17 protein-coding genes are annotated in these 18,766 nt (G+C 64.4%); 11 read left to right on the top strand and 6 right to left on the bottom strand.

Features of this window, described 5'->3' with window-relative positions; genetic code table 11:
- Window positions 1–14: 14 nt before the first annotated feature.
- Genes bioF through bioC form a run of 4 tightly spaced genes read left to right on the top strand, consistent with a single transcriptional unit; the run spans window position 15 to window position 3,762 of the window.
- Window positions 15–1,208 carry an 8-amino-7-oxononanoate synthase gene (gene bioF, locus OUZ30_RS16800; RefSeq protein ID WP_266183592.1) on the top strand — a complete coding sequence of 398 codons (1,194 nt, stop codon included), beginning with the start codon at window positions 15–17 and terminating at the stop codon, window positions 1,206–1,208.
- 27 nt (window positions 1,209–1,235) lie between these two features.
- Entirely contained in the window at window positions 1,236–2,117 is an 882-nt protein-coding gene (locus tag OUZ30_RS16795) for a sulfurtransferase (protein ID WP_266183591.1), read from the top strand.
- On the top strand, window positions 2,114–2,884 hold the full coding sequence (bioH, locus tag OUZ30_RS16790; RefSeq protein WP_266183590.1) for a pimeloyl-ACP methyl ester esterase BioH: 771 nt from the start codon (window positions 2,114–2,116) through the stop codon (window positions 2,882–2,884). Before OUZ30_RS16795 ends, bioH begins: the two co-directional genes overlap by 4 nt.
- Window positions 2,881–3,762: a malonyl-ACP O-methyltransferase BioC gene (bioC, locus tag OUZ30_RS16785; RefSeq protein ID WP_266183589.1), complete on the top strand. Its 882-nt coding sequence runs from the start codon at window positions 2,881–2,883 to the stop codon at window positions 3,760–3,762. Before bioH ends, bioC begins: the two co-directional genes overlap by 4 nt.
- A 58-nt stretch (window positions 3,763–3,820) precedes the next feature.
- On the opposite strand, the gene OUZ30_RS16780 is transcribed toward bioC, so the two are convergent.
- The 3 genes from OUZ30_RS16780 to OUZ30_RS16770 form a co-directional block, all read right to left on the bottom strand.
- On the bottom strand, window positions 3,821–4,258 hold the full coding sequence (locus OUZ30_RS16780; RefSeq protein ID WP_266183588.1) for a DUF2846 domain-containing protein: 438 nt from the start codon (window positions 4,256–4,258) through the stop codon (window positions 3,821–3,823).
- Between the two features lie 295 nt (window positions 4,259–4,553).
- On the bottom strand, window positions 4,554–5,114 hold the full coding sequence (locus tag OUZ30_RS16775) for a DNA-3-methyladenine glycosylase I (protein WP_266183587.1): 561 nt from the start codon (window positions 5,112–5,114) through the stop codon (window positions 4,554–4,556).
- A gap of 48 nt (window positions 5,115–5,162) precedes the next feature.
- Window positions 5,163–5,522: a hypothetical protein gene (locus OUZ30_RS16770; RefSeq protein ID WP_266183586.1), complete on the bottom strand. Its 360-nt coding sequence runs from the start codon at window positions 5,520–5,522 to the stop codon at window positions 5,163–5,165.
- 103 nt (window positions 5,523–5,625) lie between these two features.
- On the opposite strand from OUZ30_RS16770, the gene OUZ30_RS16765 reads away from it, so the two are divergent.
- Both OUZ30_RS16765 and OUZ30_RS16760 read left to right on the top strand, forming a co-directional pair.
- A complete protein-coding gene (locus tag OUZ30_RS16765; protein WP_266183585.1) occupies window positions 5,626–6,507 on the top strand; it encodes a DMT family transporter in 882 nt (293 codons plus the stop codon).
- Between the two features lie 63 nt (window positions 6,508–6,570).
- Window positions 6,571–6,777 carry an alkylphosphonate utilization protein gene (locus OUZ30_RS16760; protein WP_266183895.1) on the top strand — a complete coding sequence of 69 codons (207 nt, stop codon included), beginning with the start codon at window positions 6,571–6,573 and terminating at the stop codon, window positions 6,775–6,777.
- Window positions 6,778–6,954: 177 nt separating this feature from the next.
- On the opposite strand, the gene OUZ30_RS16755 is transcribed toward OUZ30_RS16760, so the two are convergent.
- Both OUZ30_RS16755 and OUZ30_RS16750 read right to left on the bottom strand, forming a co-directional pair.
- Window positions 6,955–7,920, bottom strand: coding sequence for a pyridoxal-phosphate dependent enzyme (locus OUZ30_RS16755; protein ID WP_266183584.1), 966 nt, complete (start codon window positions 7,918–7,920; stop codon window positions 6,955–6,957).
- On the bottom strand, window positions 7,917–8,921 hold the full coding sequence (locus tag OUZ30_RS16750; protein WP_266183583.1) for an aldose 1-epimerase: 1,005 nt from the start codon (window positions 8,919–8,921) through the stop codon (window positions 7,917–7,919). Before OUZ30_RS16750 ends, OUZ30_RS16755 begins: the two co-directional genes overlap by 4 nt.
- Window positions 8,922–8,987: 66 nt before the next feature.
- Between OUZ30_RS16750 and pepN the strand changes: the two genes are divergently transcribed.
- On the top strand, window positions 8,988–11,639 hold the full coding sequence (gene pepN / locus OUZ30_RS16745; protein ID WP_266183582.1) for an aminopeptidase N: 2,652 nt from the start codon (window positions 8,988–8,990) through the stop codon (window positions 11,637–11,639).
- A 228-nt stretch (window positions 11,640–11,867) separates the two neighbouring features.
- On the opposite strand, the gene OUZ30_RS16740 is transcribed toward pepN, so the two are convergent.
- Window positions 11,868–12,053, bottom strand: a complete 186-nt coding sequence (locus OUZ30_RS16740) for a hypothetical protein (RefSeq protein ID WP_266183581.1) — start codon at window positions 12,051–12,053, stop codon at window positions 11,868–11,870.
- Window positions 12,054–12,589: 536 nt separating this feature from the next.
- On the opposite strand from OUZ30_RS16740, the gene mnmG reads away from it, so the two are divergent.
- The 4 genes from mnmG to OUZ30_RS16720 all read left to right on the top strand — a co-directional run bounded on the left by mnmG (window position 12,590) and on the right by OUZ30_RS16720 (window position 18,733).
- Window positions 12,590–14,464 carry a tRNA uridine-5-carboxymethylaminomethyl(34) synthesis enzyme MnmG gene (gene mnmG, locus OUZ30_RS16735; RefSeq protein ID WP_266183580.1) on the top strand — a complete coding sequence of 625 codons (1,875 nt, stop codon included), beginning with the start codon at window positions 12,590–12,592 and terminating at the stop codon, window positions 14,462–14,464.
- 68 nt (window positions 14,465–14,532) lie between these two features.
- The gene (locus tag OUZ30_RS16730) at window positions 14,533–15,330 is read left to right on the top strand and encodes an RDD family protein (protein WP_266183579.1); all 798 of its coding nucleotides are present in this window, start codon (window positions 14,533–14,535) and stop codon (window positions 15,328–15,330) included.
- Window positions 15,331–15,541: 211 nt separating this feature from the next.
- A complete protein-coding gene (locus OUZ30_RS16725) occupies window positions 15,542–16,312 on the top strand; it encodes a winged helix-turn-helix domain-containing protein (RefSeq protein WP_266183578.1) in 771 nt (256 codons plus the stop codon).
- Window positions 16,313–16,402: 90 nt separating this feature from the next.
- Window positions 16,403–18,733: a Tex family protein gene (locus tag OUZ30_RS16720; protein ID WP_266183576.1), complete on the top strand. Its 2,331-nt coding sequence runs from the start codon at window positions 16,403–16,405 to the stop codon at window positions 18,731–18,733.
- The last annotated feature ends 33 nt before the right edge of the window (window positions 18,734–18,766 follow it).

Raw genomic sequence — 18,766 nt, 5'->3', positions numbered from 1 at the left:
TCCCCGTTTCCGCCATGACCCGTCCGTCGCTCACCGAGCGTCTCGCCCGCCACGGCGCCGAACGCGCCCAGGCGGGTTTGCGCCGGCGCCTGCGCACGGTGGATCGCGCGGATGGCGCCTGGGTGGAGCGCGACGGACAGCGCCTGCTCGCGTTCTGCAGCAACGACTACCTCGGCCTGGCCCAGCATCCGCAGTTGATCGCCGCACTCAAGCAGGCCGCCGATAGCGACGGCGTAGGCAGCGGCTCGGCGCATCTCATCTGCGGCCATCGCTCGGCACACGCCGCGCTGGAAGAAGCACTCGCCGAGTGGACCGGGCGCGAGCGGGCGCTGCTTTTCTCCACCGGCTATATGGCGAACCTGGGCGTGATGCAAGCGTTGCTGCAACGCGACGACCTGTGCGTGCAGGACAAGCTCAATCATGCCTGCCTGCTCGATGGCGCCCAGCTCGCCGGCGCAGAACTCAAGCGCTACCCACACGCCGATGTGGACGGCGCCGCGCGCCAGCTCGGCAGCCGTAGCGATGCAGCGGCCCTGCTCGCCACTGATGGCGTCTTCAGCATGGACGGCGATATCGCGCCACTCCCCGCGCTTGCCGCCCTGTGCCAGCGCGAGGGCGCCACTTTCATGGTGGATGACGCGCACGGCCTGGGCGTACTCGGCGCTCAAGGCGAAGGCAGCGTGGTCGACAGCGGACTGAGCCAGGACGACGTGCCGGTATTGATGGCCACCCTGGGCAAGGCGCTGGGTTGCAGCGGCGCCTTCGTGGCCGGCTCGGCCGAGCTGATCGATGGCCTGGTGCAGTCGGCCCGCACCTATATCTATACGACCGCGATGCCGCCGGCCCTCGCTGCCGCCACGCTGGCAGCCGTGCGGCTGGCCCAAAGGGAGGGCTGGCGACGCGACAAGCTGAACCAGTTGATCGCACGCTTCCGTCAGGGCGCGGCGCAGCTGGGCCTGCCCCTGATGCCCTCGCCGACCGCCATCCAACCCCTGCTGCTGGGCGACGCCCAGGCCGCGCTGGATGCCGCGGAAGCCTTGGAACAACAGGGTTTGCTGGTCACCGCGATCCGTCCGCCCACGGTGCCGCAGGGTAAGGCGCGCTTGCGTATCACGCTTTCCACCATGCACTCGGAAAGCGACGTGGACCGGCTGCTGGATGCCCTCTCCCGCCTGCCCGCCGGGGCCCCTCCGGCACGCCCCGTATAATGGCGGCCTCGCCGTACCCCTCTGCCCATGTCGATTATCAATCTTTCCGCTTACCGCTTCGTCAGCCTGGACGACCTTCCCGCACTGCGCGAACGCGTGCTCGAACGCTGCGAGGCGCTCGCGCTGAAGGGCACCATCCTGCTGGCGCCCGAAGGCATCAACTTGTTCCTGGCCGGCCCGCGCGAACCCATCGATAGCTTCATGGACTGGCTACGCACCGACCCTCGATTTGCCGGGCTGGAGCCGAAGGTATCGATTTCCGACGAGGCGCCCTTCGGCCGCATGCGCGTGCGCCTCAAGAAGGAAATCATCACCATGCGTATGCCGGCGATTCGTCCGGAAGGCACGCGAGCGCCGGCCGTAGCGCCGCGCACGCTGCAGCGCTGGCTGGCGCAAGGTCGTGACGACGAAGGTCGCGAAGTGGTGCTGCTCGATACGCGCAACGATTACGAAACCGATGTCGGCTTGTTCGAGAACGCGGTGGACTATCGCCTGAGCAGCTTCACCGAATTTCCCCAGGCGATTGCCGCCGACCGCGCACGCTACGAGAACAAGACCGTGGTGTCGTACTGCACCGGCGGCATTCGCTGCGAAAAGGCCGCCCTGCATCTGCAGGACATCGGCATCGACAACGTCTACCAGCTGGAAGGCGGCATCCTGAAATACTTCGAGGAAACCAACGGCACGCATTGGCGCGGCGACTGTTTCGTGTTTGATGAGCGCGGTGCCGTGGACAAGAGCCTGGCGCCCGCGCCTCCACTCCCTCTCCCCTGCGGGGAGAGGGCTGGGGTGAGGGGCCAATCTTGCGATGATGAAACAGATGAGCGAGCTTCGTTCAACGCCATCGCAAGCACCCACCCCTCACCTCAATCCTCTCCCCATCGGGGAGAGGAAGTAACGGCGCCATGACGCTTCACATCGAAACCCACGGCCGCGGCCCGATCCCCGTCGTGATCCTGCATGGCTGGGCCATGCACGGAGGCATGATGGAGCCGCTGGTGGACGCCTTGGCGGATCGCTGCTCGATGCATGTGGTCGACCTTCCCGGCCATGGCTATTCACGTGACAGCACGCTGTCACTGGAACCCTCCGCTTGCGCCCAGGCGATTGCCGAACGCACCCCACCCGCGTTGTGGATTGGCTGGTCGCTCGGCGGCCTGGTGGCGATGACGGCGGCCCTCGAACATCCGCAGCATGCGCGTGGCCTCGGCGTCATTTCCGGCACACCCAAGTTCTCGCGCGACGAAGACTGGCCCTGCGGCAGCGACCCCAAGCTGGTGCGCCAGCTCGCTGACGACCTGGAAACCGACTACCACGCCACCCTCGAACGGTTCATCGCGCTTGAGGCGATGGGCAGCCCTGATCCGCGCGCCGAGCTGCGCCATTTGCGCAGCCTGATGTTCACCCGCGGCGAACCGAACATGCGCGTGCTGCAGGAAGGTATTCGCATTCTGGAAACCACCGACCGCCGCGCCAACCTCGCCTCGCTCTCGGTGCCGAACACCTGGATCGCCGGACACCGTGATCGCTTGGTACCACCACCTGCGATGGCATGGTCCGCCGAACAAGCTCGCGGCACGTATCACGAGATCGCCCACGCCGGCCATGCGCCTTTCTTCGGTTATGCCAATGACGTAGCGAACGCACTGGCGCCATTGCTGGATACGATGCAGTGAGCGAATCGCATTTCGACAAGCGCCAGGTGCGCCGGAACTTCGGCCGCGCCGCCAATACCTATGAACAGCACGACGCGCTGCAACAGGAAGTGCAGGGACTGCTGCTGGATCGCCTCGGTTTCTATCTCGAAGCGCCTGCACGTGTGCTCGACGTGGGAGCTGGGACCGGGCGCGGCACGGCGCTGCTGCGCAAGCGCTATCCCAAAGCGCAGGTGATCGCCGCCGACCTCGCGCTGCCCATGCTGCGCGCCGCAAAGAAGCACATCAGCTGGCTCAAGCCCTTTCAGCGCGTATGTGCCGATGCCACGTCACTGCCGCTTCCCGACCACAGCGTAGACGTGCTGCACTCCAACCTGTGCTTCCAGTGGATCGACGATCTGCCAGCCCTGTTCGGCGAATGCGTGCGTGTGCTCAAGCCCGGTGGCTTGTTGGTGTTCTCCACTTTCGGGCCCGATACGCTGAAGGAACTGCGCGCCGCCTGGGCGGAAGCCGACCAGCAGCCGCACGTCAGCCGCTTTCTCGACATGCATGACCTCGGCGATGCGATGATCAACGCGGGCCTGCGCGACCCCGTGCTCGATGTGGATCGCTATACACTCACCTACAGCGAGCCACGCTTGTTGCTGAAGGAACTGCAGGGCCTGGGCGCCACCAATGCCGACCGCGAGCGCGAGCGCCACCTGCTCGGCAAGCGCCACTACCAGCGCATGCTGGCGGCCTACGAAACCCTGCGCATCGATGGGCGCATTCCCGCCACCTGGGAAGTCGTCACAGCCCACGCCTGGGGCCCGCCTCACGGCCAGTCCCGTCGCACACCCGGCGGCGGCGAGATGGCCAGTTTCTCAGTGGATAGTTTGCGCGGGTCGCGCCGGCGTTGACGCGTGGCGTTGACGAAAGGCGGGCGCCATGCGCCCGCCTTTCGCTTTCAAGGGTGCATTAGAGAATCAGCGTGCACCGCTGTACTTCGGTGCGCCCCTTGGTCTCATCGACAACATGGAGGGCCGAGCGGGCGGCGAACATGCCCATCTTCACTTCCTGCCAGACGTAATATGTCTGGCCAGCCTGCATGTCTATGCTCACAGACGAATCGACTTCGGTCTTGGACGTAATCACGTGCGAACCCGGCGCCAACTCGCGACGGAGGTAGGTCTTGGACGCGGTATCACCGACGGTCTGGCCATCGATCAGCAACGGCATCTTGATGGCTGCACCAAGGGTCTCGCTGCGGTAGATGTAGACCACGGCTTTATCCGTGGACGGCGAGAAGAGCTTGGCCTTTGCATCGTCACTCTTGCTGGCCATCGGGACGCTCGCACAACCCGACAGCACCAACATGGCCACCAACGACAACATCATCAACATCTTACGTAGCATGATTCCCCCTGTGGAATTGCATTGGATGGTGTACCTGCCGCACGTCAACCAACGCGAGCTCTTGCGCCAGGTTGCTGCCCTTCGCAGCCCATAGATCCCAGCAATGAGCCCTGCCGTAGAGGGACGGCGGCCGCGGGATAGTCGCATGCCTTGCCGCCCACCGCGAGGACCTGCGCGCGGGCTCGACGTCACTTGGGTTTTTGTTACAAGTTCTTGCGAGCTTGCTGATCTCGTGACCCCACGCCCCACCCCCAGGGCCTCCCTCGAGAACGCGAAATGTCCTCCGGCACGGGAGCTACTTATCCAAGCTCCGGTAGCGGAAACACCCCTCCACATGGTCATTGACCATGCCCGTCGCCTGCATGAAGGCGTAGCAGATGGTGGTGCCGACGAAGCGAAAGCCGCGCTTCTTAAGGTCCTTGCTCATGCGGTCCGACAGCGGCGTGCTGGCCGGCACTTCGCCCTGCTCACGCCAGCGATTGCGAATGGGCTTGCCGTCGACGAACGACCACAGATAGGTGTCCAGGCTGCCGCGCTCGGCCATGACATCGAGTGCTGCGATGGCATTGTCGCGCGTGGCCGTCACCTTTAGGCGGTTGCGGATGATGCCTGGGTCCAACAGCAGCTTTTCGAGATCGCGATCCTTCATCGCCGCCACTTTGGCGATGTCGAAGTTATGGAAGGCACGCCGATAGTTGTCGCGCTTCAGCAGGACGGTGCGCCATGACAGTCCGGCCTGTGCGCCTTCCAGGCAGAGAAATTCGAACAACGCACGATCGTCATGCAGCGGCACGCCCCACTCCGTGTCGTGATAATCGTGCATGTCCGCGCTTTCGCCCCAGTGGCAACGCTTCATGTGATGAACTCCTTGCAATGACGTGCGATCGCCATGCCCAAGCCTGGATCATTCCGGCGCGTCAGCGCGGCGCCGGGAGCGAAAACCAATCACCGTCCCCGCCACCGCGACGACAACGGCCAACCAAAGCCAGAACGAAAACACCAGGGTGGGCAGCCATATCAAGCCGATCAGCAAGGCGATGGCAGCGATTGCAAATAGCCATCCGCGAGCCGGCCTTTTCAGCAGCATGCCGAAGCACGCCACCAGCAACAGCAAGGCACCGAGCACCGTCGGCACGGCACTGAGCATGGCAATCTCGCCTGCCTGGACCATCTGCACCAGCAGTGGAAAGCGGAACAGCATGCCGATGTACGCCGCCAATCCCGCGCAGGCCACGGGTGCGTTCCATGAACTCGTTCCGGCCATGTCTCTCCCCTTGTAAGTTTCCGGGTAAGCCACGACGCTATCCCACCCATTGGCGTGTCACAAGAGCACGCTCGCGCCACCCCCTTCTGCCTGGCCAGTATCCATGACTGCATCGCCGCATCCGCGTGGCGCCGTGTTGGCGCTACTCGCCACGATCCTGATCTGGGCCTACAGCTGGATCGTGATGAAGCAGGTGCTGCAACATGCCGGCCCCTTCGATTTCGCCGCGCTGCGCTACGTGCTGGGGGCGCTGCTTTTGTTTGGCGCTTTGCTGGCGACAGGCCAGTCGCTGCGACCGCCGCCGCTGCTGCCCACCGCCCTGATTGGCCTATGCCAGACCGCCGCCTTCCAGGGGCTGGGGCAGTGGGCACTGGTGAATGGTGGTGCTGGCCGTATCGCCCTGCTGGCTTACACGATGCCGTTCTGGGCCGTGCTGCTGGCGTGGGTGATCCTGCACGAACGACTCACGCCGCGCCGTTGGCTGGGCCTCGGTCTTGCCGCGATCGGGCTGGTTTGCATCATCGAGCCCTGGCATGGCATGGGGAACACTGGCAGCACGCTGCTGGCGATTGGCGCAGGCATGGCCTGGGCGATGGGCACGGTATTGAGCAAGCGTGTATTTCTGCATCACGCACCGACACCACTCAATCTCACCGCGTGGCAGATGCTGTTTGGTTCGATCGCCCTGGTCATCGTCACGCTATGTGTACCGCAGCGCTCTATCGATTGGAGCTGGGGCTTTATCGGCGGACTTGCCTATAGCGTGGTGATGGCCTCAAGCCTTGCCTGGGGCTTGTGGCTGGTGGTGCTTCAGCGCCTTCCGACCGCAGTCGCCAGCCTGGCCAGCCTTGGCGTGCCCATCGTCAGCGTGCTGTTGGCGTGGGCGATCCTGCACGAGCGCCCCAGCGCGATGGAAGTGGTGGGCATCGTGTTTGTCTTGCTTGGGTTGGTCGCCGTGAGCGGATTGCGACTGCGCCGTAGCTGAGTCAACTGGCCAGCGCGGCGCTAAAATAAGCAGCATGTTTCCAGCAGGAAGATCGTCTTGAACGTGAAAGACAGTCATGGCGCCGTGTTGCTCGACGGCGATTCGGTGCAGGTCATCAAGGACCTCAAGGTGAAAGGCTCGTCGCAGACGCTCAAGCGCGGCACCGTGTTCAAGTCCATTCGCGTGGACGAGGACAATCCTGAAGAAGTCGAATGCCGCGATGGGCGCTCCACGCTGGTGTTGAAGAGCTGCTTTATCAAGAAGGTCTGAGCGCTGACTTTATCCCTCTCCCCTGCGGGGAGAGGGTAGGGTGATGGGCCGGTCTTGCGAGTGGGTTCCGTAGGAGCAGGCTCGCTTGAAACCTTCCCGCGAGCACCCACCCCTCAACTCAGTCCTCTCTCCCACAGGGACTACCTTCGGGTCGCCCGAAGGGGAGAGGATGCTTAGTCACCACGGCAACGCATCAAGATCGACATTGCCACCGCTGAGCACGAGCCCCACGCGACGGCCCGCGAAACGCTCCGGATACCTGAGCAGCGCCGCCAGCACCGTCGCGCTGGAAGGCTCAACCACCAGCTTCAGTTCGTTCCACAGCAGCTTCATCGCAGCGACGACTTCCTCGTCACTCACCGTCGCCACCTGCACGCGATGCATGCGCAGCGCGTCGTAGTTGGTTTCGCCGATCAACGTACGTAGACCGTCGCAAATCGTGTGGGCTGTAAAGGGACCGACTCGATGGCCTTGAGCCAGCGAACGGGCGGCATCGTCCGCACCTTCCGGCTCGGCACCATGCAGTATGAGCTGAGGCGCCAGCCCGTGCGCTGCAATGGCCGTGCCTGCCGCGAGACCGCCACCGCCGACCGGCGTGATCAGCGCATCCAGTCCACCGCTTTGCTGCAGCAATTCCAGCGCTGCGGTGCCCTGCCCGGCCATCACGCGCGTATCGGCATAGGGATGTACCAGTTCGGCCCCCGTGGCACGGCGCACTTCCTCGGCCTTGGCTTCGCGGGCGGCCTGGGTCGCCTCGCAGCGATGCAGGATCGCGCCAGCACGTTCGATCGCTTCCACCTTGGTGCGCACGGCGCCATCCGGCACGATCACGTGCGCGGCGATGCCGCGCGTCGCAGCGGCCAGCGCCAGAGCGTTGCCATGGTTGCCGGACGAATGCGTGACGACGCCACGTGCCGCCTGCTCATCATCCAGTGACCACACTGCATTGCACGCGCCGCGGAATTTGAACGCGCCGCCACGCTGCAGGTTCTCGCATTTGAAATGCAGGTCGGCACCAGTCAGCGCATTCAACGTGGCACTGCGAAGCACTGGCGTGAGCACGGCATAGGGTGCGATACGCGCCGCCGCTTGCTGGACCTGATCGAAGCTGGGTAGCGCCGCCGGGTTGATGTTTGGGCTCATGCTGATGCGATCTCCACGCCGCAGAGGAAGCGCCTTTCGGCACCGGGTTCGAGACGAATGGTGGCAGCGCTATCGGGACGGTTGAAGGCGTCCGCCCAGCTTTCCATCGGCTCGAGTGCGACCGAACGCCGAATATCGCGCGTCACCGTATCGGCCGTGAAGGCCAGCATCACACCGGAGGTCTGCCACAGGGCGATGGCCAATCCACGCGATGGATCGCGCAGGCGAGTACGTGAGCGCCCGTCGCCATCGCAACGCAGATCCGCATAGGCGTGGTTGAGTTCCCGTGCCCCGATGGCCTGAGCGCGGCGGAAATCGAGTTCGGGCTCATGTTCCATGTCGACGCACGCCGCGTCGCCGGGCAAGGGAATGTAGTCGGCGTCAGTGCGCACGACGCTGTCGGCGGGAATCTGCAGCTCCCAGCTGTCGACAGGGCTGTCGCCAAGCTTGAAATACGGATGCCAGCCGAAGAAGCAGGGCGCCGCCTGATCGCCCACATTGCGCATCTGCGCTTCCAGCGCGAGGCCGGCCGCATCGAGCGTGTAGGTCACCGCCAGATCGATCGCGAACGGATAGCCCGGATGCAGACCGGGGCGAATCGCCTGCGTCGCGAATGTTACGCGCGCCGCCTGCGCATCCGCCGACAGCTCGGTGATGTCGAAATCCACGCCACGCACGAAACCGTGGCGGGCTGCACGCTGGACGCCCTCGACGCCAGGCTGCAAATCATGCGCCTCGCCGTCGAAGCTGTAGCGTGCATCGGCAATGCGGTTGGCAAAGGGCACCATGATGGCGAAGCGGGAACTGGGCCGGGAGTCCAGCTCGCCGGCATCGCGGTAGCCATCGGCAAGATCGTGCGTGCCATCTCGCGTCGGCACCTCAAAATTGACCAGGGTGGCCCCGCGCCGTGCGATACGTACCCGACGGCCGCGCGCCTGATCGGTCAGCACGGCGAGTTCGTGGGGGCCCCAATGGTCGCGTTCCGCAAGATAGTCCGACATCGCCTTGTCCTGCCTGGAAAGGGCCGCATGTTAGCCTGATTGGTCTCACTGGCCCCAACTGTTTCGATGACTATGCGTAGCGACGCCGCACCCACGCTTATCCGGCTCAACGATTACCGCCCGCCCGCCTGGCGCGTTGCGCAGGTGGAACTGGTCTTCGACCTCGGTATCGACACGACCGAGGTGACCTCGCGCTTGCATCTGCTGCGCGAACCCGACCAACAGGAGCCGCTGCGCCTGGATGGCGAGGGCCTGGAGTTGCTGTCGATCACGCTGGACGGTGAGGCGCTGCCCGAAACGGCCTGGCGCTACGCGGACCATGTGCTGGAGGTCGATGGCGCCAACGACGGCAGCGTGCTGGAGACGCGGGTGCGCGTGCAGCCTGCCGCCAACACGGCGCTCGAAGGCCTGTATCTTTCCGGCAAGCGCGAAAGTGGCTTCCTGTTGACCCAGTGCGAGGCGCAGGGCTTCCGGCATATCACGTTCTTCCCCGACCGGCCGGACGTGCTGGCCAGCTATACGGTCACCCTGCGCGCCGATCGCGATCGTTTCCCCGTCCTGCTGGCCGGCGGCAATCCGGATGGCCAGGGCGAGCTGGAGCACGGCCGTCATTGGGCACGCTTTGTCGACCCGCACCCCAAGCCGAGCTATCTGTTTGCCCTGGTCGCCGGCCGATTGCAGAAAATCGAGCAGGACTATGTGACCTCCAGCGGTCGCGCGGTGAAGCTGGTGATCTGGGCCGAGCCCGATGCCATCGGCCACTGCCGTTACGCCATGGATGCGCTGGAGCGCTCGATGCGTTGGGACGAGCAGGCTTATGGCCGCGAGTACGACCTCGACGTATTCCATGTCGTCGCCACACACGACTTCAACATGGGCGCGATGGAGAACAAGGGCCTCAATATCTTCAACGCCAAGTACCTGCTGGCCGACCCCGATTCGAGCACCGACGACGAGTACCGCGCCGTGGAAGCCGTGGTGGCACACGAGTACTTCCACAACTGGAGCGGCAATCGCGTGACGTGCCGCGACTGGTTCCAGCTGTCGCTGAAGGAAGGCCTCACGGTTTTCCGCGAACAGCAGTTCTCCGCCGACATGAACTCGCCCTCGCTCAAGCGGATCGAGGATGTCGCCCTGCTGCGGCGCGCCCAGTTTCCGGAGGACGCCGGCCCGCTCGCGCATCCGGTGCGTCCCGCGCAATACAGCGAGATCAACAATTTCTACACCGCCACGGTCTACGAGAAAGGCTCGGAGTTGGTACGCATGGTGGCCGGTCACCTGGGCCGCGAAGGCTTCCGCCGTGGCATGGATCTGTACTTCTCGCGTCACGATGGCCACGCCGCCACCCTTGAGGATTTCCTGCGCGCCCTTGGCGATGCCAATGCCATCGACCTGATGCCTTATCTTGCTTGGTATAGCCAATCCGGCACGCCACGCCTGACGGCGCGCGGCCACTACGATTCCGCGCAGCGCACTTATACGCTGACCCTGTCGCAGCACACGCCGTCCACCGCGGCACAGCCGCAAAAGCAGCCGCTGCCGATCCCGGTGAAGCTGGCGCTGTTCGATCGTGAGGGCCGCATGCTGCCGCTGCATCTCGCGGGTGACGCAGCTACCGGTTCGACGGAGCGCGTCGTGGTGTTGGATCGCGCCGAACAGGCCTTCGTGTTCCACCATGTGGACGCCTCGCCGGTCGCTTCGCTGCTGCGTGGATTCTCCGCACCGGTGATCCTCGAATGCGATTACGCGCCCACCGATCTCGCCTTGCTGCTGCGCCATGACGTGGACGGCTTCAATCGCTGGGAAGCCGGCCAGCAGCTTGCCGCCCGCGCCTTCGACAATCTGCGCGATGGTGCTGGCAGCTCCGCCGTGGACGCATGGTGCGACGCGTTGGCGGCCCTGTTTGGCGAGACCACGCTCGATCCGGCACTGCTCGCTGATCTGTTGACGCCTCCCGGCGAAATCGAACTGTCCGAGCGCGAGCGCCTGGTCGATCCCTCGCGCGTGCACAGCTTGCGTCGGCAATTGCAGGAGCGCCTGGCCCGACGCATCGGCGACGAAACCCTGTTGCAGCGATACGAGGCGCTTGCCGGCCACACGAATCGGGATCTCGACGCTCTCAGCCAGGCCCGGCGCCGGCTCAAGCGCCGCGTGCTGGACCTGCTTGCGCTGGTCGATCCCAACGGCGCGCAGAAGCTTGCCACCCTTCAATACGACAACGCGCCGAGCATGACGGACCGCCTTGCCGCGCTGGCCGTGCTGGCGCGAGGCAATGCCCCGCAAGCCGCCGCAGCACTGGTCCATTTCCGCCAGCGCTATGCAGACAACCCGCTGGCGACGGACAAGTGGTTCTCGGTACAGACACAGTTGCCCGGCGATATCGTGCTAGATCGCGTTCGCGAGCTGGAAGCGGATTCGACTTTCACGCTCAAGAACCCGAATCGCGTCAATGCCTTGTTTGGCGCGTGGGCGCGCAATAATCCTGATGGATTCCACCGCCCCGACGGCAGCGGCTATCGGCTGCTCGCCGAACGGCTGGCCCAGCTCGATGCGATCAATCCGCAGGTCGCGGCGCGACTGGCTACCGCTTTCAACGGTTGGCAACGCCTGGAACCCACGCGACACGCCGTGGCCAGGGCCGCGATCGACTCCCTCGCGGGGCAACCCGGGCTGTCGCGCAACCTCACCGAAATCGTGCAGAGCATGCTGCACGACTAACCCTTCAACGGTCGCTGCATGGCGGCAATCGCTGTCGCATGCCAAAAGAAAACGCCCGAGTGCTGCCCGCCTAGGACGGGGCACCCGGGCGTAATGTTATTGCCGGGAGTACATCACCCGGTCGCGGAAGGCCCCTGTGAGGAGCGTGCGCCCGGGACTTTTATTGCTTGCCACTCAATATCCGTTTAGCCGTCCATCCGGCCGAGGCATGAGCAGCCTGCGCGGGTGTCAGGCAGGCAGGCGTTCCAACGCGTCGCGAAGGCGGCCCAGCCGGGTCAGCAGGCGCGGACGCAGCGTCTGGCGCTCGTTCTCGCTGCGTGCATCCAGATGCTCCATGGCCATTTCGACACGGCCCAGCTCAACGAGCAGGTCGTGATGCTGGTAAACCGGCTGCATATCGAAGTTGAAATCCATGACACGAGTTCCCCCAGTACAGTTGCCTTGGCTGGCTTGTCTGCTGAAGCAATGCCCGTGCCATCAATGTGATGCCGATCACATTCGCAGAGGGCTTAGATCACGAAATGACGCTGTACGTCATGAGGTGCCGAGGCTCGGCACAAACGAGCGTTTTAGTCACTTTACGTTCACGCGCTAGGCGTAAATATCCAACCCGTAGCGCAGCACTTAGCTGCTGCCAGTCATCCGTTTCACGGTTTCTGGCGCCCGGCAACACGGTCATCCTGGATTCCCCCTGTTCCTGAGACCGCCGGGCGCCAGATCTTATTCAAGACCTGAAAAAGGCGACGGCGCCCCTAGGGGCGCCGTCTTGCTTCCTCTCCCGGCACGCAATCGAACCCCTGTCGTTCGATCTCGGCGCGCGTTGCCGCGCAGCTTCTGCCCGTGAAAGTGCTGACTGGGCTAAGCAGGAAGCGTGCCAGCGGCCAGACAGGGCTTGTGGAGTTACCATAGGCGCCGCATTTGGTCCATTCCTGCGCTTTCGGGGCAGTTTCATGTTTCATCCGACCCACTACGACGTCATCGTGATCGGCGGCGGCCATGCCGGCACCGAAGCCGCCCTCGCCTCGGCGCGCGCGGGTGCGCGCACGCTGCTGCTCAGCCACAACATCGAAACGATCGGGCAGATGAGCTGCAACCCGGCCATCGGGGGCATTGGCAAGGGCCACCTGGTGAAGGAGATCGACGCCCTCGGTGGTGCCATGGCCCATGCAGCCGACCGCGCCGGCATCCAGTGGCGCACGCTGAACGCCTCCAAGGGGCCGGCCGTGCGCGCCACCCGTTGTCAGGCCGACCGCGCGCTGTACAAGGCCGCGATCCGGCACATGGTGGAAACCCAGCCAAACCTGGAACTGTTCCAGCAGGCAGTAGACGACCTGGTCCTGGAAGGCGGGCGCGTCACCGGCGTGGTGACCCAGATGGGCCTGAAGTTCCATGCGCGCACCGTGGTGCTGACCGCCGGCACCTTTCTGGCTGGCAAGATCCACATTGGCCCCGCGCAATACGCTGGCGGCCGTGCCGGTGATCCGCCCGCCAGCACGCTGGCGCAGAAGCTACGCGAACTGCCTGTCGCGGCTGACCGCCTGAAGACCGGCACGCCGCCACGCATCGATATGCGCAGCATCGATTTCTCCGGCCTGGAAGAGCAGCCAGGCGATGATCCCGCCCCGGTGTTCTCCTACCTGGGCTCGCGCGCCGAGCATCCCCGTCAGGTCAGCTGCTGGATCACCCACACCAGCGAGCACACGCACGAACTGATCCGCGGCTCGCTGGATCGCTCGCCGCTATACAGCGGCCAGATCGAAGGCGTCGGTCCGCGCTACTGTCCATCGATCGAGGACAAGGTCGTGCGCTTCGCGGAGAAGAGCTCGCATCAGATCTTCATTGAGCCAGAGGGTCTCGACACCTTCGAGATTTACCCGAACGGCATTTCCACCTCGCTGCCTTATGACGTGCAGCTGGCGCTCGTGCGTTCGATCAAGGGTTTCGAGAATGCGCACATCACGCGGCCGGGTTATGCGATCGAGTACGACTATTTCGATCCACGCGGTCTGCACCCGTGGCTGGAAACCAAAACCATCCCCGGTCTCTACTTCGCCGGGCAGATCAATGGCACCACCGGCTACGAAGAAGCCGGTGCGCAAGGCCTGATTGCAGGACTCAATGCAGCGCTGGCGGTCAAGGGTGAGGCGCCTTGGTATCCACGCCGCGATGAGGCCTATGTTGGCGTGCTGATCGATGACCTCACCAGCAATGGCACCATCGAGCCGTATCGCATGTTCACCTCGCGCGCCGAGTACCGACTGCATCTGCGCGAGGACAACGCGGATCTGCGGCTTACCGAAACCGGGCATCGCCTCGGCGTCGTGCCGCAGGCGCGCTACGACGCGCTGCGCGCGAAGCGCGACGCCGTGGAACGGGAAACGCGGCGCCTGGGTACGTTGTGGGCCGCACCGACCAACACGCTGGGTGCGGCCATCGAGCGTCAGCTCGGTATCACGCTGAGCCGCGAAACCAATGCGCTCGACCTGCTGCGCCGTCCCGAACTTGACTATGCCAAGCTGACCTCGGTGGATGGCATTGCGCCGGCGGTGGACGACGAGAACGTGGCCGACCAGGTCGAAGTACAGACCAAGTACGCCGGCTATCTCGAGCGCCAGCGGGATGAAATCGAACGGCAGCGCCGTCACGAGCAGACCGCGATTCCCGGCAGTTTCGACTACGACAAGGTGCGCGGACTGTCGGCCGAAGTGCTGCTGAAGCTCAAGCGCGCGCAGCCGGAAACCATCGGCCAGGCATCGCGTATCAGCGGCGTCACGCCGGCAGCCATTTCGCTGTTGCTCGTGCATCTGAAACGCCACGCCGCTTGATCCAGGCTGACTGACCGACGCCCTGATCGGAATGGCGTGAAAGCCGCTTTTGCGCCGCGCATGGCATCATGGCTGCCATCGACTATGCGGAGCATGCGTTTATGGAAGTCTGGATCGGACGGGACGGAGAACGGCATGGCCCGTACACGGAAGTCGAAGTACGCCAATGGCTGCGCAGCGGCCAGGTAAGCGCGAGCGACCTGGGCTGGCATGAAGGCCTGGCCGACTGGCAGCCGCTATCCGCACTGTTTCCTGAGGAGCCGCCCCCGTCCTCGACCTATCCCCCACCGATCACTCCGGTGCAGCCGTCGCCAGCGACGACCACCTCGCTGGACAATAACGCGGGGTTCTGGAAGCGCGTGGCCGCGTACCTCATCGACAGCATCATTCTCTCCATCCCCGGCGCGCTAATCGAAAAGATGCTGGGCGGCGACGCGGCCCAAGCAACACTGGAACAGGCGCAACTCGCTGCTTCAGACGATGCGCAAGCCATGCTGGCCGCGCTCAGCCAGTACTACACGACGATGATGCCCGCGTTTCTCATCATCACTGCGATGATCTGGCTGTATTTCGCGATTTGCGAAAGCTCGGCTTGGCAGGCGACGGTCGGCAAGCTCGCGCTGCGCATTCGAGTGACCGATATGCAGGGTGAACGCATCAGCTTCCTGCGCGCGTTCGGCCGCTATCCGGCCAAATACCTCAGCGCACTCATCTTTGGCGTCGGCTTCCTGATGGTTGGCTGGACGCAACGCAAGCAGGGTCTGCACGATTTGATCGTCAATACACTGGTACTTAACGGCCGCGCCGGCGAGCTCAAGGACTCTAGAAAAAAAACCGGTGCCAACGCGGGCTCGTTCAACGCCTGACGGAAGCTCATGGCGACAGAGACCTCACGAGCGTGAGCTTCTCGCCATGCGTGCGCGGGGCAGATGACACATAAGCGTCATCCAGGCCGCGGCATGTGCACCATGCATGCCACGTTGCACGAAAGACGTCGGTTATGACCAATGGCGGATGCGTGCCTGATCTTCTGAGCGCATGCTTCCGATTGCGGGGGGCCGCCCACCAGGCAAGGTCATGGCCCAGTCCCAAACAGACAGTGGCTGGATCTACCAATGCGACGACATCGTCGTCGAGCCACGCGCGCATCGTCTCGAGCGCGCGGGTACCCCCGTAGCTGTCGAACCCAAGGCCTACGCGGTATTGACGACGCTGTTGCAGCACGCGGGCGATGTCGTCAGCAAGGACGATTTGCTCGATGCCGCCTGGGGCCATCGGCACGTCACACCCGGCGTACTCTCGCGTGCCATTTCGCAGCTACGGCGTGCGCTTGGCGATTGCGCGGCCGATCCCCATTACATTGGCACCGTGCATAGTCTCGGTTATCGCTTCATTGGTGATGTCCGGCGTATACCCATACCAGCCGTGCCCGCCGAATCACCCAATGGGCACGCGGTGGTCGAGTCGCCGCCCGGCATCGACATCCATCCGGCGCTTGCCACGCCTGCGCCCAAGTTCAAGCGCAAGTCCAGGCTCACTCGGACGCTCGCGCGCTGGCTACCCGCTGCGATCACGCTGGCCATCATTGCCGCCATGCTGGCTGCGATGAGCATGGGGTTCCCTCCGCACGATCACTTGTCCTTGCCCAGTACTGGGCCGCGCCCGGCCCTGGTCGTGATGCCGTTTGCGCATGCTTCCGATCCGCGCTCCCTGCATCCACGACACTGGCCACGCAACCGCCGCATCGCCACCGGCTATCTATCGCCCCGTGGGGATGACCCTTCGCAGGCGCAAGCCTCAGGTTATCTGACGCTTCGTCCAGAGCAAGTGCCCGCCGCGCAGGATTGAGCGAGGGAGTGACTTGCTATGATCGGCAGCTCGGCATGCCACGCAGGCGGCGTGTCGCTTTGTCGAACGCACAGGAATCGCTTCAGCCCCATGCTCAGCATCGAACAACGTATTGCCCAGGACATTGCCGCCAAACCTGAACAGGTCAACGCCGCCGTGGATCTGCTCGATGGCGGCGCCACCGTGCCGTTTATCGCCCGCTACCGCAAGGAAGCCACCGGGGGTCTTGACGACACCCAGCTACGCCTGCTTGAGGAACGCCTGCGCTACCTGCGCGAGCTGGAAGAGCGTCGCAGCGCGATCCTGGCCAGCATCGAGGAACAGGGCAAGCTCACCGACGCGCTGAAGGGCGACATTCTTTACGCGGATACCAAGGCACGCCTGGAAGACTTGTACCTGCCGTACAAGCCCAAGCGCCGCACCAAGGCACAGATCGCGCGCGAAGCGGGCCTCGAGCCGCTGGCGCTCAGCCTGCGCGAAGATCCCGCGCAATCACCGGAAGCGGTTGCCGCCGCGTTCGTCGATGCCGAGAAGGGCGTGGCCGATGTGCGCGCGGCGCTCGATGGTGCGCGCGCCATCCTGATGGAAAGCATCGCCGAGAACGCCGGCCTGCTCGGCGAACTGCGCGACTGGATGTGGGACAAGGGCCAGATCCGCGCCAAGGTGGTGCCTGGTAAAGAGAACGAAGGCGCGAAGTTCCGCGACTACTTCGACCACATCGAACCGATCGGCAAGATTCCCTCCCATCGCCTGCTCGCGCTGATGCGCGCGCGCAACGAAGGCGTGATCGAGCTTGAACTGGCGCCCACCGTCGACATGGAGCAAGGCCACCTGGAAGGCGAAGGCCGCGTAGCCGCACACGCTGGCATCCTCGATCGAGGCCGCCCGGCCGATGCGTGGCTGCGCGAAACCGTGCGCCTCACCTGGCGCGTCAAGCTGCATCTGCATCTCACCCTCGACCTGTTCGGTCGCGTGCGCGAAGGCGCGGAAGACGAAGCCATCCGCGTGTTCGGCGACAACCTCAAGGATCTGATGCTGGCCGCACCGGCCGGGGCCAAGACCGTGATGGGCCTGGATCCCGGTATCCGTACCGGCGTGAAGGTCGCTGTCGTCGACGCCACCGGCAAGCTGCTGGCTACCGACACGATCTATCCGCATGAACCGCGCAACCAGTGGGATCAATCCATCGCGCGTCTGGCCGTGCTCAGCAAACAACACGGCGTGGATCTCATCGCCATCGGCAACGGCACGGCGTCGCGTGAAACCGACAAGCTCGCCGCCGAGCTGATGAAAAAGCACGCAGACCTCAAACTCTCCAAGATCGTGGTGAGCGAGGCGGGCGCATCGGTGTACTCGGCCTCTGAAGTCGCTTCCAAGGAATTCCCGGATGTCGACGTAAGCCTGCGCGGCGCCGTGTCGATTGCGCGCCGCCTGCAGGATCCGCTGGCTGAGCTGGTGAAGATCGAGCCGAAGGCGATCGGCGTGGGTCAGTACCAGCACGACGTGAACCAGGTGAAGCTGGCGCGCGCGCTGGATGCCAAGGTGGAAGACTGCGTGAATGCCGTGGGCGTCGATGTAAACACCGCCTCTGCCGCACTGCTCTCGCGCGTGGCCGGCCTCAGCGCCAGCGTCGCCGAGAATGTAGTGAAGCATCGCGATGCCAACGGCCCGTTCACCAATCGCAAGGCGCTGCTGAAAGTGCCGCGCCTGGGCGACAAGGCGTACGAGCAGTGCGCCGGCTTCCTGCGCGTGCCCCGTGGCGACAATCCGCTCGACGCCAGCGCCGTGCATCCGGAAGCCTATCCGGTGGTCGAGCGCATCATTGCTCAGTGCGGTCGTGAAGTGCGCGCCATCATTGGCGACGCGAGCTTCCTGCGCAGCCTCAAGGCCGAACAGTTCACCGATGAAAAGTTCGGCGTGCCGACGGTGCGCGACATCCTCAAGGAACTGGAAAAGCCCGGCCGCGATCCGCGCCCTGAATTCGTCGCCCCGAGTTTTGCCGAGGGCGTGGAAGACCTGAAGGATCTGCGCCCCGGCATGGTGCTGGAAGGCCGCGTGACGAACGTGGCGGCGTTTGGTGCCTTCGTGGATATCGGCGTGCACCAGGACGGCCTCGTGCACGTCTCCGCGCTGTCGCACACCTTCGTGAAGGACCCGCGTGATGCCGTAAAGGCGGGCGACATCGTCAAGGTGAAAGTGATGGAGGTCGACCTGCCGCGCAAGCGCATTGGCTTGTCCATGCGCCTGGATGATGAGCCAGGTCAGCAGGCGCGCAGTGCCCGCCCGGCTGGCGACAATGACGCGCGTGGCAGCCAGCGCGACAACCGTGGCCCGCGCCCCGGTGGCGGTGCACCCAAGCCGGCACCGACTCCGTCCAACAGCGCGTTCGCCGATGCAATGTCTCGTGCTATGAAGCGCTGAGCTAACCAGCGACACTGCAGTACCCGGCCCCTG

This window comes from Dyella humicola, from assembly GCF_026283945.1.
In the GTDB taxonomy this organism is placed as follows: domain Bacteria; phylum Pseudomonadota; class Gammaproteobacteria; order Xanthomonadales; family Rhodanobacteraceae; genus Dyella; species Dyella humicola.
The sequence above is the reverse complement of the archived record's forward strand: the minus strand, read 5'-3'. Positions and strand labels throughout refer to the sequence as shown.